Origin of the sequence: Paenibacillus sp. FSL R5-0517 (assembly GCF_037974355.1) — a bacterium.
In the GTDB taxonomy this organism is placed as follows: Bacteria; Bacillota; Bacilli; order Paenibacillales; family Paenibacillaceae; genus Paenibacillus.
This window is the reverse complement of sequence record NZ_CP150235.1, coordinates 98,220-122,705: the sequence shown is the minus strand read 5'-3', so window position 1 is coordinate 122,705 and position 24,486 is coordinate 98,220. Positions and strand designations below refer to the sequence as shown.

General features: G+C 46.8%; 24 protein-coding genes and 1 riboswitch. Of the genes, 11 read left to right on the top strand and 13 right to left on the bottom strand.

Translation table 11 applies throughout. The features are described 5' to 3' along the window. Positions 1-105: 105 nt before the first annotated feature. The 3 genes from MKX40_RS00580 to MKX40_RS00570 all read right to left on the bottom strand — a co-directional run bounded on the left by MKX40_RS00580 (position 106) and on the right by MKX40_RS00570 (position 3,262). Complete coding sequence (locus MKX40_RS00580; RefSeq protein WP_237178610.1) at positions 106-375, bottom strand: DUF6171 family protein; 270 nt, start codon at positions 373-375, stop codon at positions 106-108. Further along, positions 375-1,856: an alpha-N-arabinofuranosidase gene (locus MKX40_RS00575; protein ID WP_339238979.1), complete on the bottom strand. Its 1,482-nt coding sequence runs from the start codon at positions 1,854-1,856 to the stop codon at positions 375-377. The genes MKX40_RS00580 and MKX40_RS00575 overlap by 1 nt, the downstream gene beginning before the upstream one ends. A 218-nt stretch (positions 1,857-2,074) precedes the next feature. After that, on the bottom strand, positions 2,075-3,262 hold the full coding sequence (locus MKX40_RS00570) for a hypothetical protein (protein WP_339238978.1): 1,188 nt from the start codon (positions 3,260-3,262) through the stop codon (positions 2,075-2,077). 620 nt (positions 3,263-3,882) lie between these two features. Here MKX40_RS00570 and MKX40_RS00565 point away from each other — a divergent pair. Further along, complete coding sequence (locus tag MKX40_RS00565) at positions 3,883-4,014, top strand: hypothetical protein (RefSeq protein WP_017691304.1); 132 nt, start codon at positions 3,883-3,885, stop codon at positions 4,012-4,014. A gap of 417 nt (positions 4,015-4,431) precedes the next feature. Here the strand turns inward: MKX40_RS00565 and speB are convergent, their stop codons facing one another. Both speB and speE read right to left on the bottom strand, forming a co-directional pair. After that, complete coding sequence (gene speB, locus MKX40_RS00560; protein WP_278297424.1) at positions 4,432-5,301, bottom strand: agmatinase; 870 nt, start codon at positions 5,299-5,301, stop codon at positions 4,432-4,434. 14 nt (positions 5,302-5,315) lie between these two features. Next, the gene (gene speE, locus MKX40_RS00555; RefSeq protein WP_339238977.1) at positions 5,316-6,143 is read right to left on the bottom strand and encodes a polyamine aminopropyltransferase; all 828 of its coding nucleotides are present in this window, start codon (positions 6,141-6,143) and stop codon (positions 5,316-5,318) included. 412 nt (positions 6,144-6,555) lie between these two features. On the opposite strand from speE, the gene MKX40_RS00550 reads away from it, so the two are divergent. Then, entirely contained in the window at positions 6,556-8,634 is a 2,079-nt protein-coding gene (locus MKX40_RS00550; RefSeq protein WP_339238975.1) for a PBP1A family penicillin-binding protein, read from the top strand. 199 nt (positions 8,635-8,833) lie between these two features. Here MKX40_RS00550 and MKX40_RS00545 read toward each other — a convergent pair whose 3' ends face one another. Further along, positions 8,834-9,337, bottom strand: a complete 504-nt coding sequence (locus MKX40_RS00545; RefSeq protein ID WP_253428974.1) for a YwhD family protein — start codon at positions 9,335-9,337, stop codon at positions 8,834-8,836. 101 nt (positions 9,338-9,438) lie between these two features. On the opposite strand from MKX40_RS00545, the gene MKX40_RS00540 reads away from it, so the two are divergent. The 5 genes from MKX40_RS00540 to MKX40_RS00520 all read left to right on the top strand — a co-directional run bounded on the left by MKX40_RS00540 (position 9,439) and on the right by MKX40_RS00520 (position 14,507). Then, positions 9,439-11,430 carry a M1 family metallopeptidase gene (locus tag MKX40_RS00540; protein ID WP_339238974.1) on the top strand — a complete coding sequence of 664 codons (1,992 nt, stop codon included), beginning with the start codon at positions 9,439-9,441 and terminating at the stop codon, positions 11,428-11,430. A gap of 10 nt (positions 11,431-11,440) precedes the next feature. Further along, complete coding sequence (locus tag MKX40_RS00535; protein WP_339238973.1) at positions 11,441-12,292, top strand: hypothetical protein; 852 nt, start codon at positions 11,441-11,443, stop codon at positions 12,290-12,292. A 245-nt stretch (positions 12,293-12,537) separates the two neighbouring features. Then, positions 12,538-12,675, top strand: a riboswitch (cyclic di-AMP (ydaO/yuaA leader). Between the two features lie 39 nt (positions 12,676-12,714). Then, on the top strand, positions 12,715-13,149 hold the full coding sequence (locus MKX40_RS00530) for a C40 family peptidase (RefSeq protein WP_339242862.1): 435 nt from the start codon (positions 12,715-12,717) through the stop codon (positions 13,147-13,149). Between the two features lie 353 nt (positions 13,150-13,502). Next, the gene (locus MKX40_RS00525) at positions 13,503-13,997 is read left to right on the top strand and encodes a GNAT family protein (protein ID WP_339238972.1); all 495 of its coding nucleotides are present in this window, start codon (positions 13,503-13,505) and stop codon (positions 13,995-13,997) included. Positions 13,998-14,147: 150 nt separating this feature from the next. Continuing rightward, positions 14,148-14,507: a cytochrome c gene (locus MKX40_RS00520; RefSeq protein ID WP_278297432.1), complete on the top strand. Its 360-nt coding sequence runs from the start codon at positions 14,148-14,150 to the stop codon at positions 14,505-14,507. 74 nt (positions 14,508-14,581) lie between these two features. Here MKX40_RS00520 and rbsK read toward each other — a convergent pair whose 3' ends face one another. The 4 genes from rbsK to MKX40_RS00500 all read right to left on the bottom strand — a co-directional run bounded on the left by rbsK (position 14,582) and on the right by MKX40_RS00500 (position 16,452). After that, positions 14,582-15,565, bottom strand: a complete 984-nt coding sequence (gene rbsK / locus MKX40_RS00515; protein ID WP_339238971.1) for a ribokinase — start codon at positions 15,563-15,565, stop codon at positions 14,582-14,584. Positions 15,566-15,610: 45 nt separating this feature from the next. Then, on the bottom strand, positions 15,611-15,907 hold the full coding sequence (locus tag MKX40_RS00510) for a 4a-hydroxytetrahydrobiopterin dehydratase (RefSeq protein ID WP_062838136.1): 297 nt from the start codon (positions 15,905-15,907) through the stop codon (positions 15,611-15,613). Positions 15,908-15,937: 30 nt separating this feature from the next. Continuing rightward, entirely contained in the window at positions 15,938-16,063 is a 126-nt protein-coding gene (locus MKX40_RS00505) for a hypothetical protein (protein WP_339238970.1), read from the bottom strand. Between the two features lie 95 nt (positions 16,064-16,158). Continuing rightward, entirely contained in the window at positions 16,159-16,452 is a 294-nt protein-coding gene (locus MKX40_RS00500; protein ID WP_253428962.1) for a hypothetical protein, read from the bottom strand. 234 nt (positions 16,453-16,686) lie between these two features. Between MKX40_RS00500 and motA the strand changes: the two genes are divergently transcribed. After that, a complete protein-coding gene (gene motA, locus MKX40_RS00495) occupies positions 16,687-17,487 on the top strand; it encodes a flagellar motor stator protein MotA (protein ID WP_339242860.1) in 801 nt (266 codons plus the stop codon). Then, positions 17,474-18,292 (top strand): flagellar motor protein MotB, encoded by an 819-nt coding sequence (gene motB, locus MKX40_RS00490; protein WP_339238967.1) that lies wholly within the window; start codon positions 17,474-17,476, stop codon positions 18,290-18,292. Before motA ends, motB begins: the two co-directional genes overlap by 14 nt. Positions 18,293-18,414: 122 nt before the next feature. Here motB and MKX40_RS00485 read toward each other — a convergent pair whose 3' ends face one another. Together MKX40_RS00485 and MKX40_RS00480 are read right to left on the bottom strand one after the other, a co-directional pair. Beyond that, positions 18,415-19,116 (bottom strand): pseudouridine synthase, encoded by a 702-nt coding sequence (locus MKX40_RS00485; protein ID WP_339238966.1) that lies wholly within the window; start codon positions 19,114-19,116, stop codon positions 18,415-18,417. 18 nt (positions 19,117-19,134) lie between these two features. After that, positions 19,135-21,474, bottom strand: a complete 2,340-nt coding sequence (locus tag MKX40_RS00480; RefSeq protein ID WP_339238964.1) for an ATP-binding protein — start codon at positions 21,472-21,474, stop codon at positions 19,135-19,137. Positions 21,475-21,807: 333 nt separating this feature from the next. Here MKX40_RS00480 and tadA point away from each other — a divergent pair, with 333 nt between their 5' ends. Together tadA and MKX40_RS00470 are read left to right on the top strand one after the other, a co-directional pair. Beyond that, on the top strand, positions 21,808-22,314 hold the full coding sequence (gene tadA, locus MKX40_RS00475; RefSeq protein ID WP_339238963.1) for a tRNA adenosine(34) deaminase TadA: 507 nt from the start codon (positions 21,808-21,810) through the stop codon (positions 22,312-22,314). 43 nt (positions 22,315-22,357) lie between these two features. Beyond that, positions 22,358-22,927 (top strand): GNAT family protein, encoded by a 570-nt coding sequence (locus tag MKX40_RS00470; RefSeq protein WP_339238962.1) that lies wholly within the window; start codon positions 22,358-22,360, stop codon positions 22,925-22,927. 262 nt (positions 22,928-23,189) lie between these two features. Here MKX40_RS00470 and MKX40_RS00465 read toward each other — a convergent pair whose 3' ends face one another. Further along, a complete protein-coding gene (locus MKX40_RS00465; RefSeq protein ID WP_253428951.1) occupies positions 23,190-24,284 on the bottom strand; it encodes a hypothetical protein in 1,095 nt (364 codons plus the stop codon). Between the last annotated feature and the right edge of the window lie 202 nt (positions 24,285-24,486).

Genomic DNA, 24,486 nt, shown 5'->3' with positions numbered 1-24,486 from the left:
CAAATCCAAATTCAGAGTTTTTTCCTCATCAAGCCAAAAAAGAAGAGCTACACCTGTAAAGTGCAGCTCCCTTTTGCTTCATTATAATAATATTCATTCATCCGATCAGGCCCATTGTGATTCATAAGGAAAAGGACATGTCGACTCGCTCAGCTTCGCTCGCACCTGTACAAGACAGCCACAGTGCCGACAAGTCGTGCCATATTGCAATCCCGGACAGGCAGAGCAGATGGATAGCCGCCGCTCGTATTCCTCATCCTGTACCGTCGGACGCGAGCGTGAAGCAATCTCAACAAGTCTGGCCATTTTGGCATCGCTAATCTTCACATCATACTGATCATTGCAACCCTTGCATGGTTCCTGCCTTTTCATCATTATCCCTCTATAGCGATGACCCCAACCGATGCTGGAGGAAGAACAAAACGCAAGGTGTTATTCTCCAGTGTGAGTCCCTCCCACGCCACAGGCTGAACATGATTCGGCTGTTCAAAGGTATTGAATGCGCCAAAATCAGTATGGTGCAGAATCTGCCCGGATACTTTAGCCGCTTGAGCTGCGTCCAGCTGACAGACAACTTCCAATTCATCGATGTGGCTCAGATTACAAGCTGTCACATGAATGACCCCATCCTTGTTGCGGGACGCTGATAAGCTGAGCTGAGGAATGGTGTCTTCACCGAAGGTATACCCAGGGCTATCATAATTCAAATCCAGCCGCTGCGCATCCATATGAACCTGATACATATCAAATACATGATACGTAGGTGTCAGGAGCATTTTGTCCCCTTCCGTGAGCACAAGCGATTGAAGCACATTGACGATCTGTGCAAGATTCGCCATCTGTACCCGTTTATTATGTTGGTTAAAAATATTCAGGTTAACCGCTGCAAGAACTGCATCCCGCATCGTATTTTGCTGGTAGAGGAAGCCCGGATTGGTTCCCGGCTCAACGTTATACCACGTTCCCCACTCGTCTACAATGATCCCAACCCGGCCATCTGGATCATATTTGTCCATAATTTCGGAGTGCTTCACAAGCAATTCATCCATAAACAGCGTTTTCTTCAACGTGGTAAACCATTCAGCCTCTCCAAAACCGGTAGCGTTGCCTTTGTCTTCCCACACACCTGTCGGAATTGTATAATAATGAAGACTGATGCCATCCATGAAACGGGCAGCTTCCCGCATCAACACTTCCATCCATTCATAGTTACTATCGTTCGGGCCACAAGCGATTTTATAAATCTCGTTCCCGGAATAATTACGTACATATGTAGCATACCGACGATATTCATCCGCATAATATTCAGGACGCATATTCCCGCCGCATCCCCAGTTCTCATTTCCCACGCCAAAATACTTCAGCTTCCACGGTTCTTCCCGGCCATTCTGTTTCCGCCAGTTCGCCATAGGAGACTCGCCATCAAACGTAATGTATTCCACCCATTCCTGCATTTCCTGCACGGTTCCGCTACCCAGGTTGCCACTGATATATGGCTCGGTGCCGAGCAACTCACATAATCTCAAGAATTCATGCGTACCAAAGTGATTGTTCTCTTCCACACCACCCCAGTGCGTATTGATCATACGAGCACGCTCACTCTTCGGACCCACACCGTCTTTCCAGTGATATTCATCGGCAAAACAACCGCCCGGCCAACGAAGGACTGGAACATTAAGCTTCTGCAAGGCCGTCAATACATCATTTCGAATTCCATCCGTATTCGGAATAGGTGAATCTTCTCCTACCCACAGCCCCTCATAAATACAACGTCCCAAGTGTTCGGAAAAGTGACCATATATATTGCGATTTATTAATCCTTGGTCTGAATCTGCCTTTAGAATAACATCAACCATGATTTCAACCTCCATATAATGTATTGTTATCGCTTACAATAACTTGTTTTAAAGCAGGTTTCAACCGTTTTTATTTCTACACAAACAAGCCCCTTCCCACATCATTAGCCAGGAAGAGGCTTATTCATTATAGATATCCATGCAGAGACATACCAGATTGATTATCATTCATTTCTAATTTGGATTTGCTCTGTTGTTATTTCAGATTAACAGGCTATTTAATCCTGCTCTGAAGGCAACAACATTTTTTGTGTCCACGTTGTTCCGCCATCAGTAGTCTGATAGATCGCAGGGGAGTTATCACTTGTTACGACGAGCCAACCCGTCTTGGCCGATGGGAAAGAGATACGGGAACTGTACCCCGGATCTTTCAAGTCAACGTTTTTCCACGTGGAACCTGTATTATAAGAACGTCCGATACCCACTTTACCAGCTGCTGGTGAACCTGCAGACAGATAAGCTGTCTGATTACCAATCAACGCCATGTTACCTGGATGACCACCTGGATTGGCAGGTCCGGTTCCTTTCCCCGTACTGTTTGTACCTGGCGCAGGACCTCCTCCTGCTGTGGATTGCGCAAATACTTGGGTCCAGTTCTTACCTTGATTGCCGCTCGCATAGAGGGAGTACGATTGTTGGGACATGCCTGCATCACCATACAGAAGGGCCCACACTTGCTGACCGTGTGCATACAGATCCGCTCCACTCCATGTGTCTGAGACAACTCGAAGAGAGGTTGTCCAGTTCTTGCCGCCATCACTCGTTTGCTTCAGATGATATCCCGATCCAGGTACAACCACGACAGCATACCCTTGCTTCTCTGTCGCAAAAGCAGCTGCACGTGTGTTGGCAGGCGTATTTATTTTGCTCCAGGTTACCCCGCCATCCTTCGTCTGATATGCACCATTATAGGTGTAACCATATCCTACATCTTTATTGCGAAAATCGATTCGCTTGAATTGAATGCCCGGCGTATCGAGTCGTGTCCAGTGCGATCCCCCATCATGGGTACGAATCAGATAGGTTGCAGGTGAATTTTTCACTTGTGCCAACGCATATCCATTCACATTATTCGGAAAATCAAGCTGTGTAAATTGCCACTGTCCGGTATATATGGACTGCCACGTACATCCTGCATTTGAGGTTCCGATCAGGAAGCCTTCACCCCCAGCTCGTCCAGTCGTATCATTAAGAAAATCAATGTCTGTAAATTGCAGGTGCTGCTCTTCCACGCCGCTACCCTTTTTCAGTGTAGTAGCTAGTCCGTGATCTCCCTTTCCACAATCCTGCGAGGATTCAGCGTTTGCGCCTGAAAGCATATGTACCGGTCCCATCCCCCAAGCCAGCGTTAACGATAATGCGAGTGCACCAATCCGTTTCCATGTCACTGTACTCTTAGTTGTCATCGTAACACCTCCTTCTATGGTTTTACCCAATTTGTTTGGTTATAACGTAACAATCTGGTGCACTTGGATGACAATTTCGCAAGAAAAAAACCACCTTTACCCATGATTGGTATCATGCGGGCAGAGGTGGTTGATCACTAAACGTTGTGCACTCTAAGTTACATGGGAAATGTTCTTATACCAAGGATAACAAAACTGACACTTAAGAACAGGCATAAACTAAAGTATATTTTGTTGTATTTATATTCCCGAATACTATATGCAGCAAAAAGCATCGCGAGGCTAGCCAACATCAACGTGAAGTTAAGAAATACCGTCACTGCTAATACAAAATTGATGAAAAAAACTATAAAAACTACAGGAAACCATTTGGGATACATACTCAATTGAGATCGAATCACACGCATACATATTCACCTTCCTCTACTTCCATATTATACATAAGTGTGGTGATAGATTCATGCCAAGGCAAGATATCTGCATGTGCGAGCCTGTACTGATACAAGCAATAAATGGTAGAGACATAGGAACATACGTGCTATAATTGATTTTATGGACTCTTGAATAACGGTGGATGTTTTCCAGATCACGGCGCAGCTTCCCGAGAGGGGGTGACGTCGATGGTCAAACTTGTGGCGTTGCTTGATGTGATCCGATGGATTGCGGCGATCCTCAGTATTGTACTGAGTGGACGAAAGCTTTACCGTTGGTTACGCAAAAAGTTTCGTAGCAAGCGAAAACCCACCTCATAAGGTCGGAAGCCTGACGGTGGGTTTCGCTTGAATAGCATTATTTAGTTCATGCGCGCCGTGGCAATCCACAGCCTTTCGGGTCCTAAGAGTCTTTGCCGTTGGCGCGGTGAAGACTCTTTTTTAGTATATGGTCGAACCCGATCACCATATACTTCACGAATGTAATATATCAATTAATATACTACTGAATACTTATGTAGTCAGTATAGCATAGCTCTTTCCAAAAGTTAAATTAAGTTAAGTTAAGTTAACTTCATTATTTGGTTTGCCAGAATACTTTTGGTCCAACAATCAATTCCGTTCCTTAAGCTAGAATAGTTGAGGGCACAGGGATAAACGTGAACAAAAAAAACGCCCTCCCTGCGCTAATTTGAAACAGCGCAGACAGAGAGCGTTATCTTTATCAATTATTCTGTGTTATTTCACGAATCCAAGCAGCATTTCGCGAATCAGCTTCGCAGCTACAATCTGTGTCTGTTGTGTGGGATCATAGATTGGTGCTACTTCAACCAGGTCACAACCAACTACATTTACATCAGATCCGGCGATCATATGGATGGCTTCCAGCAGTTCTTTGGACGTAATGCCGCCCGCTTCTGCTGTACCTGTTCCTGGAGCTGCTGACGGATCAAGCACATCGATGTCGATGGTCACATATACTGGACGGTTGCCCATCTTCGGAAGAGCTTCCTTCATCGGAGCTGCCACTTCAAATGGGTAGAAGTTGATGTTCTCACGACCATACTGGAACTCCTCACGGGAACCAGAACGGATACCGAACTGATAGATGTTTTGGCCACCCATCAACTCAGCTGCTTTACGCACTGGCGTGGAGTGAGACAATGGCTCGCCTTCATAATTTTCACGAAGGTCTGCGTGTGCATCAATATGAATCAGGATAAGATCCGGGTATTTCTTGTACATTTGTTGGATGACTGGCCAAGTAACCAGATGCTCGCCACCGAGACCAACTGGGAACTTGTCATCAGCAAGCAGACTGCCGATGTATTCATGAATTACATCAAGGCTGCGTCCCGCGTTACCGAAAGGCAGTAGCAAGTCTCCAGCGTCAAAGTACGTCATGTCTACGATGCTTTTGTCGAGATATGGGCTGTACTCTTCGAGTCCAACAGATGCTTGACGGATATGAGATGGGCCAAAACGGGAACCCGGACGGAAGCTGACAGTATAATCCATGGGCATACCATAGATAACTGCTTTCGAGTTCTCATAATCCTCAGAGCTGCAAATAAATACGTTTCCTGAATAAGCTTGATCCAGTTTCATTAATGATTTCCCCTTTATTTCGTTAAATCTTCCACGAATTTAGGAAGTACAAATGCTGCTTTATGCAGACGCGGAGAGTAATACTTGGTATCCATCTCCGGGATTTGGGTCTCATCCACTTTGAGCGGGTCATGTTTCTTGCTACCCATCGTGAATGTCCACAAACCACTTGGATAGGTTGGAATATTACAGCCGTACACATGTACGATCGGGAAGATTTCTTTGACGTCTTTGTTCACCTTCTGGATCAGATCCGCCTTGAACCACGGGTTGTCCGTTTGGGCAACGAAGATTCCGTCTTCTTTTAACGCTTCATAGATACCTTGGTAGAAACCGCGCTCAAACAATGGAGCAGCCGGACCTACAGGCTCTGTAGAGTCTACGATGATCACATCGTATTCATTTTTATGTTCAATAATATGCATGTAGCCGTCGTTGACAAGCACTTCAACATTAGGCTCGTCCAACTTGCCGGCGATTTCAGGCAAATATTTTTTGGAGTATTCAATGACTTTTCCGTCGATCTCGACGAGAACTGCTTTTTCTACAGCAGCATGCTTGATCACTTCACGAATGACCCCGCCATCGCCACCACCGACAACCAGAACTTTTTTCGGATTCGGGTGAGTGTTCAGCGCAGGATGTGCCGCCATTTCGTGATATACGAATTCGTCTTTTACGGTCGTCATCACCATGCCATCAAGAAGCAACATGTTACCGAATTCCTCGGTTTCTACCATGGCCAAATCTTGAAAATCGGTTTTCTCTGTGACATAGGTCTGCTTAATCTTCGCGGTGATCCCGAATACCGGGGTCTGTTTCTCCGTAAACCACAATTCCATAATCTCTACCTTCTTTCCGTAAAGTTAATGATCAGCCATACCCGATCAAGTGCGATGCACTATAATCGGTTCGCCCAAGCACGTCCAGCGTTCGGCGCCATATCACGTTATGATTGCTGGCCTGCGGGAAAAGTCCGCGGTTCACTTCATTATATAGATTAAATTGACCAGAGCGTGCAGAGCGTCTGACTAATCAATGAATCAATGACCATTCGTCTGTTCGTCCTTACGCGCTTTAGTATCTTGTGCCGAATCTTACCTTTTCATTACCCTTTTGCATTATACGCGATTGACGTTTATACTGCAAAACGGTTTTTCCGGCGAAAACGCTACATTTTGTCTGCTTATGCACCTGATTGAATATCCCTGCCAATGAAGTCCCATACTGGAAGAAAAGAGAGGAGCCCGTTCCATGACCAAGCCAAATCAAAAGACCCGCAAACGCGGGTTCCGTGTACGTAAATTCATTAAAAACCTGTCTCTGCTCGCCGTGCTCGCCATGCTTGCTACCGCTGCAGGATTGGTCTACCTATACGCAACCAGCCTGCCCCTCGCAGACTCTGATCGGAATTCCCGATTGCTGGACAGTCAAGGGGAAGTGATCGCTACCTTCTCCGCCGGTGGCAAAGACTCTGTTCCGGTTCAACTGGAGGATATCGCTCCGAATCTCGTCAATGCCACTCTGGCTGTAGAGGATCGCAAGTTCTATAATCACTACGGTTTTGACGTTCAGGGAATGGGACGGGCCGTGCTCGTTAACCTCGAACATATGCAGATGTCGCAAGGCGCGAGTACATTGACCCAGCAACTGGCGCGCAATCTATATCTATCTCATGAGAAAACATGGACTCGCAAAGCAAAAGAAGCCATGTACACGGCGCAATTGGAGATGAAATACAGCAAGGATGAAATCCTACAGATGTATCTGAATGAAATCTATTATGGGCATGGTGCATACGGAATCGAAGCAGCTTCGCGAATGTATTTTGGCAAATCCGCCAAACAGCTGGATCTCGCAGAGAGCGCCATGCTGGCAGGCATCCCAAAAGGACCGACCTACTATTCACCCTATAATCATATGAAAAACGCCAAAGACCGGCAGAAGATCGTGCTGAATGCTATGGCTGATATCGGCAAGATCACCCAAGCTGAAGCGGATAAAGCTTATGAGCAAATGCTGGTGTTCAAACCGGAAAGTGAGCGTAAAACGGTGGAAAGCGCCCCGTATTTCCGTGACTATATCCGGAATCTGGCCATCAAAGAGCTGGGCATCAGTGAAGCGATGCTGGATCACGGAGGATTGAACATCTACACCACACTGGATCTGCGTGTACAAAAAGCAGCGGAAGACGCCATAGCGAAAGGTATGGATGCCAAAAGTGAGCTGGAGACGGCTCTGGTGTCCATCGACCCTCGGACAGGTTACATTAAAGCCATGGTGGGCGGCAAGAATTACCGCACCAATCAGATTAACCATGTACTGGCGACAACGCGCCAGCCAGGTTCGGCGTTTAAACCTATTATGTATCTGGCTGCCCTGGAGTCCAAGCAACTCACCAGTGCATCCATATTTAATAGTGAACCTACCCTATTTCACTACGACAATGACCGCAAGACCTATAAACCCGGCAACTTCGGAGACAAATATCTGGGTGAGATTGACCTTAGACAAGCGATCGCCGCTTCAGACAATATCTATGCGGTGAACACCATTATGCAGATCGGTCCTGAGCAGGTTGTGAGTATGGCGAAAAACCTCGGTATTACGAGCAACCTGAGCGCCGTACCTTCTCTCGCACTGGGAACGTCACCTGTCAGCCCGCTGGAGATGGCGTCGGCCTTTTCCGTCATTGCTGCTGGTGGACAACGAACGCCGCCTGTCGCCATTCTGCAAGTGACGGATGCAGCAGGACGTGTACTCTATGAATCGCCTCAAACCAAGGCTGAGACCGTTGTGGAACCTGCGGCAGCTTATGTACTAACTCGATTAATGGAAAGTGTATTCGAAAATGGAGGAACCGGTAACCGGGTATCTGCCACAATTAAACGTCCGGTAGCCGGAAAGACAGGCACAACCAACACGGATGCCTGGCTCGTTGGATTCACACCAGAGCTTTCTACCGCCGTATGGGTTGGATATGACCAAGGCAAAGCCATATCGACTTCGGACGGCCGCCGCGCGGCACCAATCTTTGCCCAATTCACAGAGCAGGCGCTTGCGAGCGTACCACCCAAAATTTTCACTGTTCCTGATCACGTCGTAAGTGTCTATATCGACCCGGAATCCGGTAAGCTGGCAGGCACCGGTTGTGAAGAGAAACGACTGGAAGTTTTTATTGACGGCACTGAACCCACAGAGGTCTGCCACGGTACGACGGATGATTCGGATCCTGGAGAAGATGAGAAGACCCGTGAGGTACAGAATCAACAAGGCATACAGGAAGAGAAACATTCCTGGTGGGGAGATTTCAAACGTTGGTGGGTAGAATGACGCAAATGCACGATGACTTAGTTGCGTCACCCGTAACCTCTCGTTATATTAGGCATTTGGAAATTAACTTCGGATGAAAACTCATAATTATTCAGTTCGATGAATACAGATCATGCACAAGCAAAAGACCCCAAACCGAACTTTACGGTCAAGGGTCCTTTTGCTTTTTTAATTTTATACGGTGTTGAATTGATTTGCCTTAAGCGAGTGCTTCTTTCAATTCATCCGGAGAAGCATTCCACCATTCTTCGTTGTGTGAGATCAACAGCTTCTTGAGTGCAGCCCGATCTTCCGGCCCCAGCTCATCCAGCATGAAACGGCGCTTCATGGCATAATCCATGCGATTCACATGTTCAGCCAGCAGTTTCCATCCGCGTCTCGCTTCTGTATCGATCCACATCTCACATGCCGTTGCTCCACCATACAGCTGTCCCTCTTCCGTGCGATCCACAGCTACCCACACCAGCCATACTTGGCGTCCGTTGGGCACATCTTCACGATTCGTCGAGAACTTGATATTGCGCTCCACTTTACTCTTCGCATGCATCGCACCAATATCAATTTTGGCTTCGCCATTGTCAATAATGACCGGAGATAGGTTATTCAGATCAATGGAGCCTGCACCGAAGCCTTTATGCTTGCTCTTTGCACTAACGATATTCAAGGCAATCTGCTTTTTGCCGTTTTGCTCGTTTTGGTCCATGTTTATAGCCTCCAAGGGTTGATACAAATATTTTAACTAATAATCGGCCCATTGCAAACATATACATGCTGTAGATGCTTGTCAACGGGAGGTATTTATCGATGATTCCACGACGCGCCAAGAGCTGGCTCACCGCATCCCTGGCCCTGTGTGTGCTGGCCGGAGGGATATGGATCACTCTGGGTTATACTCACTCAACTCATTCCGGATTGCCAACACTTGCCCCGGAATCGGGCAAGCCTAAGGCAAAAGCCCCAACCCCAGCACCTCCAGAAAGTGTACAGACCCCTACTGCCGAAGTGTACAGCAACCGTGTTGTGGAATATCACATGGATGTAAAACTGGTCGAAGGGAACGTACTGGAAGGGACTCAGACGATTACCTGGACACATCCAGGTAAAAAAACCGTCAACGAGCTTTACTTTCATATGTATCCCAACGCCTTCTCTTCTGCTGACACCACCTTTATGAAGGAATCCGGTGGAAAGCTTCGGGGTGATGTCATGCCTACCAACGGTTATGGCTCCATGAATATTACCGAAATGAAAACGGAGGACGGGCTCTCTCTGCTGCACCGGATGCAGTATGTGCAACCAGATGACGGAAATATCAAGGACACCACCCTCATTAAAGTACGCTTACCCAAACCCGTCAAAGGCGGAGAAAGCATTACACTCCACACCCGATTCCAAGTGAATCTGCCAAAGATTTTTGCCCGGATGGGAACTGCTGATGATTTTGTCATGGCAGGTCAATGGTTTCCTAAATTAAGTGCCTATGAACCTGTGGGCAGGCGCGGACGGACAACGGAAGGCTGGAATCTGCACCAATACCATGGCAATTCAGAGTTTTACGCCGACTTCGGTATATATAGTGTGCGTATTCGGGTGCCTGAAACATACAAAGTTGCCGCTACCGGATTTCCGACACAACAAGCCGTGGTGAAGAACGGAGAAAAAGTCTATCAATTCTATGCCGATGATGTGCATGATTTCGCCTGGGCAGCTTCACCGAATTTTGTCTACGCCGAGGAACCCTTCTCTGCACCCAATGTGCCTGGTGTACGAATCAAATTATATTTAGATCCTGCTCATCAGGATCTGAAGGAACGTTATTTCTACGCCGCGAAGGCCGCTCTATCCAATTATAGCAAATGGTTTGGCCCGTATCCTTATGCTACCTTATCCATCGTTGTTCCACCCAAAGCGGGGAACGGTGCTGGAGGTATGGAATACCCTACGCTGGTAACGGCCTTTGGAGCCGATGACACTACTCCAGGTTATGACCTGGAACGTACCGTAGTCCACGAGATCGGACACCAGTACTTCTACGGCATGGTTGCCAGCAACGAATTCGAGGAAGCCTGGCTGGATGAGGGGTTCACCTCTTATGCAGAAGACAAATTGATGGAGCAGGAATACGGATTGATTCCGAATCTGCCGGTACAATCGGGCCTGATTACGTCTCCTTCATCCTTAACACAAGAATCCTGGAAGTTCGATTCACAGAATGAGTATGCAGCCAATGTCTACACACGTGGCAAGCTTGTATTGCTTGGTATTGAACATCAAGTCGGCACAAAAAAGATGGAACGCATTCTCTCTACCTATGTGAAGAAGTACCGCTTCAAACATCCCACTTCGGCAGATTTTCAGAACGTTGTGGAACAAGTGACCCGCACGTCCTGGTCTGATTATTTTGACCAATACGTCTACGGTAATGGAATGGCTGACTTTGCTGTAGAGAAGATTCGTGTTACGCCTGTACAGAAAGACGGTCAAACATGGTACGAGTCATCCGTGACGATTGTCAAAAAAGGCAGTGATTACAACGCCGTTCCTGTTCGCATTGCTTTTGAAGACGGACATACCCTCACCAAGCAATGGGATGGCATAGAAGATCGAATTACCTATAAATTAACGCACACATCCCCCGTAGCTTGGGCCATGACCGATCCCCTGTACACGATCGTGCTGGAGAACCGCCATATGAACAATTTCCTAAAATCCGGACTGGATGAGCAGACGAAGTCCCGCTGGAGCATGAGTGTAACCAAACTAATAGAAGCCATATTCGGAGGTCTGTCATGGTGAGGTGGATACGGTGAAAGCGAAAATACGTGAAGGCTGGTTTCTCGTCCGTCAGCATATGTTCATTGCGGCACTCTTATTTCTTTATCAACTCATTTGGGGATATTTCTTCTATCGAATGGTACAATCGGCAGTCATCCCACTCCTCCTGCGCTATCCAGATTCTGATGCCGGGGAACTGAGTACACTTTTGTTCAAAATGGAAAGCCAACTTAACCTATCTACCCATCCGGAGGTTCATCGTTATCTATGGATTCTGGGGGGCATGCTGCTGGTTCGCATGTTGATCAGCCCCCTTATTCAGGCAGGACTGCTCTACTCACTTCAGCACTTTAATTCTACAGAAGAGCGCATCCCATTCGTCCGTGGAATCAAAAAACTGTGGAAACCGATGCTGCTGCTGCACACCATACGTACATTATTGATACTTCTGCCCGCCTACTGGCTCATACCGAAGCTCTACTCGATCCTCATGGACGGATTTCATTCCCTTCAATTACTTTTGCCTGGTATACCTTATGTTGCTGCCTGGATTGTATATGGATGGGTCATCCACCATGTCATGCTCTACATGCAGTTCGGTGTGTCGGCACCAGAAGGAGAAGGCGGGGCTCACGGCACCCTCAAAGCACTCTGGATTGCACTGCGTCATCTCATCGCCGTTATCGGCATTGCTCTCCTGCTGGGCGGAGTCCACTTACTCGTCTTTGGGGCATTCACTTCAGCCTCATGGTTATTAACGGGACTTACCGGACTTATACTACAGCAGACGTATCCACTTGCCAGATGTCTATTGAGTCTGTGGAAAATATGCAGCCATTTCCGATTGTGGCAGTCCAAAGTATCCAAAGGTGAGAGCATTTAGTTTAAAAATTGTTACCATCACATGTTAAACTCATGGCTTGCTATGTACTTATAAATAGGCAAACCTCAACCTTTCCCCGTCAAAGGTCGAGGTTTTTTTTGCTAATTTTGTTGCTAAACGTTGCCAAAGACGTACTCCTCTGTTACAATAATCGCAGTGAGTTTTTAGTAACAACTTTGTAATCTTTACATTCATATTTGTAACTACTTAAAATTAAATCGTCATTTCTTGATTTCGCAGGTGCATAACTAGCATAGCCAAATTCCTGGCACCTGGGAAGCGGGGGAACCAGTTATGGGTGAATTGATCTTGCTACAGAGGGATCATAGGGGACCTTCAACCGAATCCTTAAGCTAACCTCGCAGGCGTTGGAAGGGGAATATCTCTTGTTCAAGAAGAAATTAACCGCAGCTGTACTTAGCATCACATTCGCATTATCGCTTGGTGCAGGTAGCGCATTCGCAGATTCAAAAATGGATAAAGTAATTGATTCAGCAATGGGAACTACATACAAAAGTGGGGGAACAACGCTTAACGGCTTTGACTGCTCCGGATTTACACGGTATGTATTCGACAAATTGGGTATTGATTTGGCACGCCAATCCAGTTCCCAATTCGACATGGGCGATTCCGTATCCCGCATGGAAATGAGAGCTGGCGATCTGGTATTCTTTAATACTACAGGTAAAGGCGTATCCCATGTAGGAATCTTTGTAGGGGATGGAAAGTTCGCACACTCTTCTTCTTCCAAAGGCGTTACGATCAGTGCATTGAGTGAAAGCTATTGGGCCAATCGTTATGTTGGCGCTAAACGGATTATGAGCACGGACGCGTATGAATCACTGGCCCTTGACTAGGGACAAGCTGAGCAACATGATACTGTAACCATGAACCATACTGTAACGAAGCAAGAAGCATAACAGAACCGCCCGGTACATTCTCCGCAGGAATGTATCCGGCGGTTTTTTTGTGCTTCCATCCTGATTCATATTGCAAGTTACGCTCGGGGCTATCCTGCAACATCAACAGGCTCATTTTGTCCTCGTTCGTCCGTGCCCTTATGATGTTTTTACCCACCCTGTTATAATATAAACGGAATTACCGGAACTTTTGTTTCATATTTTTCTGGTAAAGGGAAACTTGCCAAATCAATATCTCTTTTGTAGAGTGAACTAAGAGTTCTGTGTCAAGGAAAGGAGCATGCAGACGTATGAAGGAAGCCCCTGTGACGTTTCATGTTGTACCGATGCAAGAAGAACATGCGGAGCTCATCTGCAGTTGGCAGTATGATCCGCCTTACAATATCTATAGCTGGCTCCCCTGGGAGCAGATGAAAGCGCTGGAAGTGGAATTCGGAGATGCACAACTGCGGCAGGAGCAATATGCGATCGTCCTGGATCAGAATGATCGTATATGTGGATTTGCTCAATACTTCCCACTTCAAGGGGTAACCCGGATTGGCCTCGGGATGCATCCAGAGCTTTGCGGACAGGGTCAAGGGACAGCCTTTGTCACGGCCATTGTACAGGAAGCTATTCGCCGAAATCCCACGAATGAGATTGATCTGGAAGTGCTCACTTGGAATGCTCGTGCCATTCAAGTCTATCTAAAGAGTGGATTTGTCACCCAGGATACATACGAACGACAGACCCCAAGCGGCTTGAAGCCCTTTCACTGTATGGTTTATGAAGGGCCTCGTGATTAAAATCCATTGCAAAACAACCAAATTTGCGCCTTGTTATGTGATTAGTTCAAAAATTTCCCACAAAATGCTATGATGTCAGTACAGGTTCCGTTATAATGATATGGATAGTTTCAGGTTAGATGATCTTTCATTCTGGAGGGGACATAAGGGATGCACAAATGGATCATGAGCGGAGTATTTTTTGCAGCATGCGCTTTAGCTATTGTTTTAATGTTTACGCTTCCAGGGAAAGAAGAAGTGGCTGAAGAAGCCAAGCCAACCATGCCGGAAGTCACATTGGATGCCGGACAGGCTGAAGCACTGGTCAAAGCCAATTGTATCTCCTGTCACGGGGATCAGCTTCAGGGTGGTGTAGGACCTGCTCTAGCAAACATCGGCAGCCAGGATGATCTGGAGAAGATCTACACTACGATTGTCAAAGGTAAAGGTGGCGGCATGCCTTCCTTCAAGGGCAAACTGCAGGATGAAGAGATTGCTAATATCGCCATGTGGCTGTCAGAGAAGAAATAATCTCTGCACGCGCATAACAAAGAGGCCCTTAATCCCCTTTTGGGAGAATAAGAGCCTCTTTGTTATGCTATTGATTAGGCATCTGCCGCATGCTCGGCCAGAAAGGCCTCCACTTCACGTGCGGACGGCATCCCGGACTGGGCGCCGAGCTTCGTCACGGATAACGCGGCCGCACCCATGGCGAAGCCTACGGCCGCGTCCAACGTCTCACCGCGCGCGAGGGCTACCGCCAACGCGCCGTTGAAGCAATCGCCAGCGCCGGTCGTATCGACGGCGCTTACGGCGTAGCCGGGCGCACGGCATGCGCCGGCACGCCCTGCCTGTACGCGGCCACCAGGCGCCGCCGCGTACACAGCCCCCTCGGGGCCAAGCGTCGTGACGACAGCCGCCCCGAGGGATGCGGCGAGCTCTGCGACCGCCGCATCCAGGTCTTCCGGCCGGAGATGATCCCGGCCGGTCAGCACGGCAAGCTCACTGCGGTTCGGCGTGACAACGTCGACGCACCGCAGGAGCTCCTGGGGCAGACCCGGCACCGCGGGAGCCGGGTTGAGCACCACCAGTGCGCTGCCTTCAGCCGCCAGTTGGGCGGCGCGGGTAACCGCTGGCAGCGGGATCTCCAGCTGTAGCAGCACCGCTGCGGCTGCAGTCAGGCTTTTTACCGTATCCGCTTCTTCCAGCATCTCAGGCACTACTTGCCCGTTCGCACCAGGAATAACGATAATCCGATTGTCTCCTCGAGAGAGCCAGATGGAAGCTGTCCCTGTAACCGTGTCTTCCAATCTGCGAACCTGCGAGACATCTGCACCACTTTCCGTCAGACTGTGCAGCAGACGTTCGCCAAAACTATCCGATCCCACCGCACCAATCATTGTGGTCTGTCCACCCAGACGCGCAGCAGCGACAGCTTGATTTGCACCTTTGCCGCCAGCGAGATAGTGGAGTTCCTCACCGCTCACTGTCTCTCCCTCTTCCGGAATCGTATCTGTCTTCACCACGAGATCCATATTGAGACTGCCTACGACAGCAATAAGAGGTTGTTCCTGATTATAGTCTGACATGTATGGGTTCACTCACTTCCGGCCGCGCGATAATAACCAACTTCGTTATTCCGACCTCATTTTGTCATAAGCTTCGTTGTACTGCCCTGCTTCCTTAATATCTACAGATGTAATACCGCCCGCATCCCATGACGTGAGACGCAGCGTAACCGTTGTATAGTCAATCGTAATAAAAGGATGATGATTGAACGCTTCCGAGATCGCAGCGACCTCATCCACAAATGCAATCCCTTTCATGTAGTTGGAGAACACAAATTTGCGTACAATCCACCGTCCCTCTTCCAGTTCCCAGCCTTCCAGCCTTCCCAGATGAGCTTCGACTTCCTCTTGCGAAAAAACCATGCGTTATCTTCCTCCCCATAGGATGGTACATTACAGACGTGCGTCCGTATAACCACCAACACCTTCGGTGCTATCGTCAGCAACCTCAAAGGCCAGGCTCATCGCCATGCGATCAGCCCATTTCACGAGTAACATCTTACCACGGACAAGCTTCAAAATCCAATCAACTTATATGGCGTAGAACCACTAACCATAAGGCTTTGTGGAAAATTCCAGTTCCATTCATACACCTTAAAATGCATGTATATACACTAGATTAAAGGTACAAATGTTAACTCTTCTTCCCCGATCAGAATATGAATGCGGTGCTGTTCCTTATCATGGATGACCACGCCACTTCCAACCGGAATCACAGACTCTTCGCCCAGTGCATAGAACAAATCTTCCGCCAACGCCTCATCCACTTCAAGTTGCTCAGGTGCAGCGAGTCTCTCCCACTCTTCCGCGTCCATTTCAAAGAAAACATACCGATCCGGTATGCGTCCAATTGCCGTTGTCAGATCTGTCAAAATTCCTTCATAATCCCGTCCATGCTTTACGCCCATTGGCTTTTCACTCCTATTCGGCCCCTAAGGAGCGGATTTGATCTTATTATACCTGAAAATAGCCCTTAAAAAAAAAGGCCTTCTGGTCGATAAATACTATATATGACCGTTTGAACTGTTTTAGCAACCGCAAGGAATGCCTAACATTGAACGGATTGCGGCCAAAAATTCGTCCGGAAGCCCGAATACAGCCGCTTGAAAGGATTCAATTTTATCTCATGGATGAGGTGTATGATGAACATTTCAACGATTATTGGACTAGTTTTTGGGCTGGTCTCCCTTGTACTCGGTATGTTCCTGAAGGGTGCGCCCTTAATCAACCTGGTTAACAATCCGGCAGCCTACGTTATTATCTTTGTTGGTACGGCAGGAACCATTTTTATTGCATTTCCTATGTCAGAAGTTAAGAAAATTCCTAAGCTTTTCGCGATTATTTTCAAAAATCAAGTACTTATTGATCGAGTGTCTCTGATCGGCACGTTTATGGATTGGGCTTCCACTACCCGTCGTGAAGGTTTGCTTGCACTGGAATCAAAAGTAGAAGAGATTGACGATCAGTTCCTTCGTGGCGGTATGCGTATGATTATCGACGGCAACGATCAGGAATTTGTAAGTGATGTACTGATGGAAGATATTCATGCTACAGAGGAGCGCCACCGCGGCGGTGCCTTGATCTTCGCCCAGGCGGGGATGTACGCGCCAACGCTCGGGGTTCTCGGGGCCGTTGTAGGTCTCATCGCAGCACTTGCCGATCTTAGTGACATGGAGAAACTCTCCCATGCGATTGCGGCAGCATTTATCGCAACACTCCTTGGTATATTTAGTGGTTACGTGTTATGGCACCCGATGTCTAACAAACTGAAGCGGATGTCCAAGCAAGAAATGGAGATCAAGCTGATGATGGTTGAAGGGTTGTTATCCATACAATCTGGTGTATCCACCATTGCCATCAATCAAAAGTTATCTGTATTCCTGACACCTTCCGAACGCAAACAACTGGAAGAGAAGGAGGGATCATCAGGTGAAAAAGGCTAAAAAGCACGAACCACATGAAGAACATATAGACGAGAGCTGGTTGCTTCCCTATTCTGACTTGATGACCTTGTTGCTTGCCCTGTTTATCACGTTGTTCTCCATGAGTTCACTCGATGCGGCCAAGTTCGAGCAGATGGCTTCCGCACTAAGTAGTGCATTGAATGGAGGCTCTGGTATTCTGGATCATACGTCCATGAATCCGGATACGCCAGGTGTTGACTTGGGTAAGAACAAACAGGAACCTACAGAAATCACTAAAAAAACACCAGCTCAGATTACGGATGCACAAATGGCTCAAAAAGAGCAGGAAGATCTGGAGAAGCTCAAGAAACGGCTTGACCAGTATATCTCGAAGAACGGCCTTTCGGACCAGCTGAACACCAAGCTGAATCAGTCTGAATTGAAAATCACCATCAGTGATAACGCCCTGTTCTCCTCAGGCCGAGCAGATGTGAAGCCTGAATCACGATCCCTGGCCAAAGCCATTTCAAGCATGCTGCAAGAATTTCCTGAATACGAAGTGGTTGTATCCGGTCATACCGATAATATTCCCATTTCGAACAACCAATATAAGGATAACTGGGATCTGAGTGCAGACCGTGCGCTTAACTTCCTGAAAATCCTGTTGCTGAACACACAATTGGACCCTTCCAAATTCACACCAAGTGGTTATGGAGAGTATCACCCGGTTGCCAGTAATGACACCAATGCCGGACGGGCACAGAATCGCCGTGTAGAGGTTTCTATCATTCGGAAGTATCAAAGTAACAATACCAATGTAAAAGCCGTTGGCGGAGGAAATTAAAGGCCACTAGGCCGCCAATGACCAAAAAGACCGTTCTCCATCTAACGATAGGGAGCGGTCTTTTGCTTTTATATTTTCTTCAATAATTATTGCTCTTATTGGGTCGAAGAAAGTCGAATCGACTATTCCAGTGAATAGTCCAGCAGACCGCCCAGCTCCGCTTTTTCAGCAGCAGTGAGCTCTCTCCAAGAACCGGTTGCCATTTCTCCAAGATGGATGTTCATGATCCGAATCCGCTTCAGCTTACGAACCTCGTAGCCAAAGGCACTACACATCCGCCGAATTTGACGGTTCTTTCCTTCGGTCAGGATAATACGGAATACCCGATCCGTCATCCGGGTCACGGTACAAGGCAGTGTCATTTCACCCAAAATCTTAACTCCGGTGCTCATACCTCTAAGGAAACTCGGCGTGACCGTTCGATCAACAGTGACGATATACTCTTTCTCATGGCGTCCTTCTGCTCTAAGAATCCGGTTAACGATATCTCCGTCATTGGTCATCAGAATCAAACCTTCCGAGTCTTTATCCAGACGTCCAATTGGAAAGATACGTTCATCGTGTCCGACAAAATCAACAATGTTCCCCTGAATATGCTGCTCAGTAGTACTTGTGATTCCAATCGGTTTATTCAGCGCAATATATACATGTTTTCTCTTTTCATTGATCGGCTTGCCATTGATGCGTACATCGTCGCCTTCTTCTGCCTGACTGCCCAGTTCAGCCTTAACTCCATTAATGGTTACCAGCCCACGATCCACCAACTTGTCGGCTTCACGCCGGGAGCAATAACCTGTTTCACTAATAAATTTATTAATACGCAAAAGGTAATCTCACCTCATCTATTTCTCTTCATCTGTAATTGGTTCATCCGTTACCTGATCTGCCTGAATAACCTCTGGTTGTTGCTCGGATGCAGGCAGTTCAATAATAACCGTTGTTCCCTTGTTCATGACGCTTTTAATATCCATCATGCCCTTATGTGATTGAATAATTCGCTGACTGACCATCAGACCAAGCCCCGTCCCGGACTCCTTATTCGTAAAGAAAGGCTCCCCAAGCTTAGGCATCATCTCTTCCGGGATACCAATGCCTTCATCCCTGATCTCAATTCTGACGCGCTTCGACTGCTCGTCATGCTTGAGCTTAATGTGGATGTTTCCTCCATTTGGCATGGCCTCCATACCGTTTTTCAGCAAATTGATGAATACCTGCTTCAACTGGTTCTCTTCACAGTGTACCATAGCCGAATCGGATGAGGCACGCAGTACAAATTCTACACCATGCAGGTGCGCCTGACTATCCAGTAACGAGATGACATCGCCGAGAATAAAACGAATATCCCGATTCTGAAAATGAACTGCCTGCGGTTTGGCCAAAATCAGGAATTCACCAACAATCAGGTTGATGCGATCCAGCTCCGATAACATCAGATCCAGATGACGATGATTCAGCTTGTTGCTCTCTTGCTGTAACTGTAGGAATCCGCGCAACGTGGTGAGTGGATTACGTATTTCATGCGCGACACCTGCCGCAAGCTGGCCCACGGTTGTTAGCTTCTCAGAGCGTCTGAGCAGCTCTTCCATCCGATTACGGCTTGTAATGTCTCTGGAGACACTAATGAGTGCGGTAATCTCCCCAGCTTCGTCTCGTACTGGAGCCGTACTGACACTGACTTCTACACGAGTCCCATCTTTCTTCATCCAGGTGGTTTCATTGGACGTAATAGACATTCCCTCAACGAGTTGGGCATGCTGACGTTTCATTTCTTCCTCTGCCTCTGGCGGGATGATTTTCAGATTACGACCTTCCACCTCGCGACTTCGAAAGCCATATAATTGTTCAAATGCCCGGTTAACCCGCAGCACTTTCCCTTCAAGATCCGTAATATGAATGGCATCGGCTGTCTGATTGATAATGGACTCCAGATGCTCTTTTACCGCGCGATTTTCTTCATACATCTGTTTCAGACGACTCGTATAATGGCCCAGATTACGAATCATGGCATTAATCCGATTGGCCAGTTGGCCGAGTTCATCCTTCCTCCGTACTTTCAGACGGAAGTCAAAGTGTCCATCCGCTACATCATTCACTTTGCCCAGTATGGATTGGATCGGACGCGTAATATAACCTGCGAGCAGATAGCTACCAAAGATCACGATCTCCAGCAACACCAACGATATTGAGGCATGGCTCACCAGTTGCTCAGACACCATGGAGGATATTTGCTTATAGTCCATGACAATACTGATGACATATGAAGACTGATTAGGTGTGAAAATAGGGATAAAACTCTTCAGCACCTTCTGTTCGTGCGTTTCACTGACAAAAGATACATTCTGCCCTGTCCGAATGGCGCGCACAACAGCACGATGATCTTCATCGGTAGATCCATACTGATACGTGCCAAACCGAATAGGTCTGTTATTCAACTTGCTAAAATTCGAATCTCTTCCGTCATCACCCATGTTCGGGCTGCCAAAAGTCAATGGATTGATGCCTGTAATCTCCAGAATGGAGGGATTGACCTCACGGATTTTATTCAAAATCTCATCCGGACTAGAAATTTTCACATAGTCATCAACTTCCGTATTATTATAGAAGGGATTGATTATGTAGTTTCTCTTTCCATCATGGTAGTAACCCCAGATATCAATATCCGAGGGACTGGATGTCGAATACTCGAAACCATCGGACCAGAAATGCTCCAGCTTCTGCCCTTGAGGAATCGTTACCTGTTGTTTTTCAAATAATTGTTTAAACGCCTGATACCAATAGGTCATGGATTTGGTGGACAGCCCGATCTCTCTTGGATCTGATGAGCGGCTAACCACAATATCATCATCCGTCTGTTCCATCAATGAAATATGCGAAACGCCGACCTTTTGACTCAAGCGAACAAGTTCTTCATTTGTGATATTATTAATATCCGGGTCCAACTCTTCCGCTGCCATGACAGCAGCAAGCCACAGATTGTTTCCAATCTGCCTTTTTACATAATCTGAACTGTATTGATTCTGTTCGACAGCAATTGCAATCTGCTTTGCAGTGAGTACCATCTTGGTTTCACTGTCCTGCCTCAGATTCTCTTCTGTAGTATAATAACTCAGTGCGATATTCAACACTAAAATAACGAGCACTGAGCAGGACATAATCATGGATAATTTCGTTTTAATAGACAAGTTTTTTTGTTCACCTCTCGGCTTGTACCCTCTGGCGATATATGGCAAAACCTATCTCCATCATAACGCTTGTATGTCTTTTTGAAAAGGATAATTGACCTGTGACCAAAAGTTACCGAATGACGGAAAAGCTCGAAATTCGTTGTTTTTTGCATTTTTGAACTCTACAATGAAATTAATCACTGTATTTGTCCACATACCCACAGGCTTGTGGATAGTTTGTTTATAACTATGTGAGCAACTATACGGTTATCCACATTTCTATACACAACATGTTAACAACCCGAATGCCTGTTCGCTGAATAAATGCTTTTTGGAAGGAGTTATATTGTAATGAATGACCATTCTCTCCAGCCCGACCTTTCACAATTATCCGAGGAAGCTCAACATGAGCATTGGATGCGGGAGGCCATTGCTGAGGCATACAAAGCCGAGGCCCTTGGGGAAGTGCCGATTGGAGCTGTAATTGTACAAAATAACCAAATTGTTGGCCGAGGGTACAATCTGCGAGAAACGACACTGGATTCTACCGCCCATGCAGAGATGGTGGCTATTCGTCAGGCAAGCGAGACCATCGGAGCTTGGCGCTTGTTGGATTGTTCTCTGTACGTCACACTGGAACCTTGTCCCATGTGTGCAGGCGCCATTGTACAATCCAGGGTTCCCCGCGTAATCTTTGGTACGGCTGATCCCAAGGCAGGCTGTGCAGGTACACTGATGAACCTGCTACAGGAGCCTCGATTTAACCATCGAACCGAAGTGATCCCGGATATTCTTCAGCCCGAATGCTCCACGATGCTAACTCAATTTTTCAGAAGTCTGCGTCAAAAGTTAAAATAATTACCGACTACAAACATCCCAATTGGAAAGGAAGTGTGCTGTAATGGCGTTAACCCTATATGACACAGCCAATGGCATAAGCCTTCGGTTGCTCACACCCCAAGATACACAATCCTATCTGGATCTGATTCAGACCACACGAATCCCATACCAGTCCGTAGAACCCTTGCGAGAAGATGATTTCTATACATTGGATGCTCAGACTCAACGAATCGAGGATCGGGTCAATGCAGCAGAAGAAGGTACAGGTTACCAATTTGGAATCTATACCATTAAAGACAGCCTGTTGATTGGACAAGTAAGTCTTAACAATGTCGTATTAGGCGTTGCCAATTATGCTGATATGGGTTACTTTATCCATCCGGATTATCAGGGCGGCGGACGAATGACAGCAGCGGTTAAACTGGCCGTAGCCTACGGCTTCCGTGCGCTGAAGTTAAATCGGGTCCAGGCTGCGGTATTGCCTACCAACAAAGGTTCGCAGCGCGTATTGGAGAAGAACGGGTTCCAGTTTGAAGGTACGGCTCGCAAATACCTCAAGATCAACGGCAAATATCAGGATCATCAGATCTATGCTGTACTTGCTGAAGACTTGGATGGACTTGCGGATTAACTAATTTAGAAGCTCCACCACATAGCTGTCTGTATCCCCAATTCAACATGATGCACATTCAATCTTTAAAACCGTGCTACCCTATTTATGTAGGAGAGAGTACGGTTTTATTGGTATGTAACCTTAGCCACCATTCAAAATCCAAGATCAATCATTCGGTGGATATACCCTCTTACGCTATGTAGCATAAAAAAACCGCCTGAATCCAAGCAGAAGGAGATTATCCTTCACTTGAATCACAGACGGTTTGAACTCAGCGAGATTAGTATCCGTATGAAGCGCTCATCAGTTCTTCGAACTCTTGCATAGTAATTACGTCATCGCCCGTAGGGATGTTAATTTTGAATGCTGCTTTTTCGTTAATCTTGGTGTACGTATTGGAACCGGTAAATGCCAGTTTCACTTCGTCTTTCGTATCTTCTGGCTTGATCAACACATCAGCGACCATCTTCTGATATACAGGGAAGTCGTTTTTGTCCAATGCGAAGTCGATGTTGAATTGGTTAATTGTCAGAACATCTTTCAATTTATCCAAGTCTTTAGCCATTTCAGCCTGATCTGCTTCAGTGATTTTCAAATCTTCTTTAGCTTTGTCGATATCAGCCTGATCCATTTGCAGCATTTCACGATATTCCTCTTTGGACAGAATATCCAACACTTTAGGCATAGCTTTTGTTACCAGTACAGTAACGGCTTCTTTAACATTGTCATTATTCACCGAGAATTGTACAACCTGCTTCGCATCTACACCTTCAGGAAGTTGTGCATCTTTGGTGTCCAGGTTTTTGAAGAATTTAGCTTGATCGTATTCGCTCAGCACTGCGTCCATGACTTCGTTGCTCAGCTTTTGAGTTTTGGCTGCGTCCATAGCATCCGGGTTCCATTCCGTACCCTCTTGCTCAGCCAGTTCTTTCAGATCAAGTTCCAGGAATTTGCCAACAACGTTCTCTGGAATCGGGAAGAACGGAATATTTGGCACTTTCACATAGAGTTTCTCAGCAGTCATCACCATTGGAATGGTAAAGGTCATACCCATATCGCCTTTAAGTTCAATGCCAAGAGTCATCTCTGTCTGCATTGGCTCACTTTGGTATACACCTGTTACATTCAACTGAGCATCCTTCAACATGCTCATAAACTGAGTCATAGTAGGATCAGTCTGTGAAGCATCCCCAGGTTTATAGCTCAATTCATTAATAGTGAAGTTGGAACTCATTTCATACGAAGTTAATTTGGAAGCATTGGCCGCAGCCGTCTTCAATGCCTCTTTTGGTTCCTGCTTGCTGCTACATGCTGTCAAGGCCATGGATACGGTCAACAGCAACGTAAGAAGAAGCGCCCCCATACGTTTAGTCATTTGTTTCTCTCCTCTCGTGATAACCCCAAAAAAAGTAATTCAATATCAATGATATACCATATCACCAGATACTGAAACCTAATTTGGGAAAAATGTGATCTTTCCTCTTTAAAATGGCTACAAAGACCTACGTGAGGTTTGGAAATAACCATATGCCTGTCTTTGTATATGTATGAATACGCAAAAGCCCCCTGTTAGGTAA

Bases quoted from the DNA above. Each gene is read 5' to 3' on its own strand.
- MKX40_RS00580 (WP_237178610.1), bottom strand. From the start codon at position 375: ATGATGAAAAGGCAGGAACCATGCAAGGGTTGCAATGATCAGTATGAT.
- MKX40_RS00575 (WP_339238979.1), bottom strand. From the start codon at position 1,856: ATGGTTGATGTTATTCTAAAGGCAGATTCAGACCAAGGATTAATAAAT.
- MKX40_RS00570 (WP_339238978.1), bottom strand. From the start codon at position 3,262: ATGACAACTAAGAGTACAGTGACATGGAAACGGATTGGTGCACTCGCA.
- MKX40_RS00565 (WP_017691304.1), top strand. From the start codon at position 3,883: ATGGTCAAACTTGTGGCGTTGCTTGATGTGATCCGATGGATTGCGGCG.
- speB (WP_278297424.1), bottom strand. From the start codon at position 5,301: ATGAAACTGGATCAAGCTTATTCAGGAAACGTATTTATTTGCAGCTCT.
- speE (WP_339238977.1), bottom strand. From the start codon at position 6,143: ATGGAATTGTGGTTTACGGAGAAACAGACCCCGGTATTCGGGATCACC.
- MKX40_RS00550 (WP_339238975.1), top strand. From the start codon at position 6,556: ATGACCAAGCCAAATCAAAAGACCCGCAAACGCGGGTTCCGTGTACGT.
- MKX40_RS00545 (WP_253428974.1), bottom strand. From the start codon at position 9,337: ATGGACCAAAACGAGCAAAACGGCAAAAAGCAGATTGCCTTGAATATC.
- MKX40_RS00540 (WP_339238974.1), top strand. From the start codon at position 9,439: ATGATTCCACGACGCGCCAAGAGCTGGCTCACCGCATCCCTGGCCCTG.
- MKX40_RS00525 (WP_339238972.1), top strand. From the start codon at position 13,503: ATGAAGGAAGCCCCTGTGACGTTTCATGTTGTACCGATGCAAGAAGAA.
- MKX40_RS00520 (WP_278297432.1), top strand. From the start codon at position 14,148: ATGCACAAATGGATCATGAGCGGAGTATTTTTTGCAGCATGCGCTTTA.
- rbsK (WP_339238971.1), bottom strand. From the start codon at position 15,565: ATGTCAGACTATAATCAGGAACAACCTCTTATTGCTGTCGTAGGCAGT.
- MKX40_RS00510 (WP_062838136.1), bottom strand. From the start codon at position 15,907: ATGGTTTTTTCGCAAGAGGAAGTCGAAGCTCATCTGGGAAGGCTGGAA.
- MKX40_RS00500 (WP_253428962.1), bottom strand. From the start codon at position 16,452: ATGGGCGTAAAGCATGGACGGGATTATGAAGGAATTTTGACAGATCTG.
- motA (WP_339242860.1), top strand. From the start codon at position 16,687: ATGAACATTTCAACGATTATTGGACTAGTTTTTGGGCTGGTCTCCCTT.
- tadA (WP_339238963.1), top strand. From the start codon at position 21,808: ATGAATGACCATTCTCTCCAGCCCGACCTTTCACAATTATCCGAGGAA.
- MKX40_RS00470 (WP_339238962.1), top strand. From the start codon at position 22,358: ATGGCGTTAACCCTATATGACACAGCCAATGGCATAAGCCTTCGGTTG.
- MKX40_RS00465 (WP_253428951.1), bottom strand. From the start codon at position 24,284: ATGACTAAACGTATGGGGGCGCTTCTTCTTACGTTGCTGTTGACCGTA.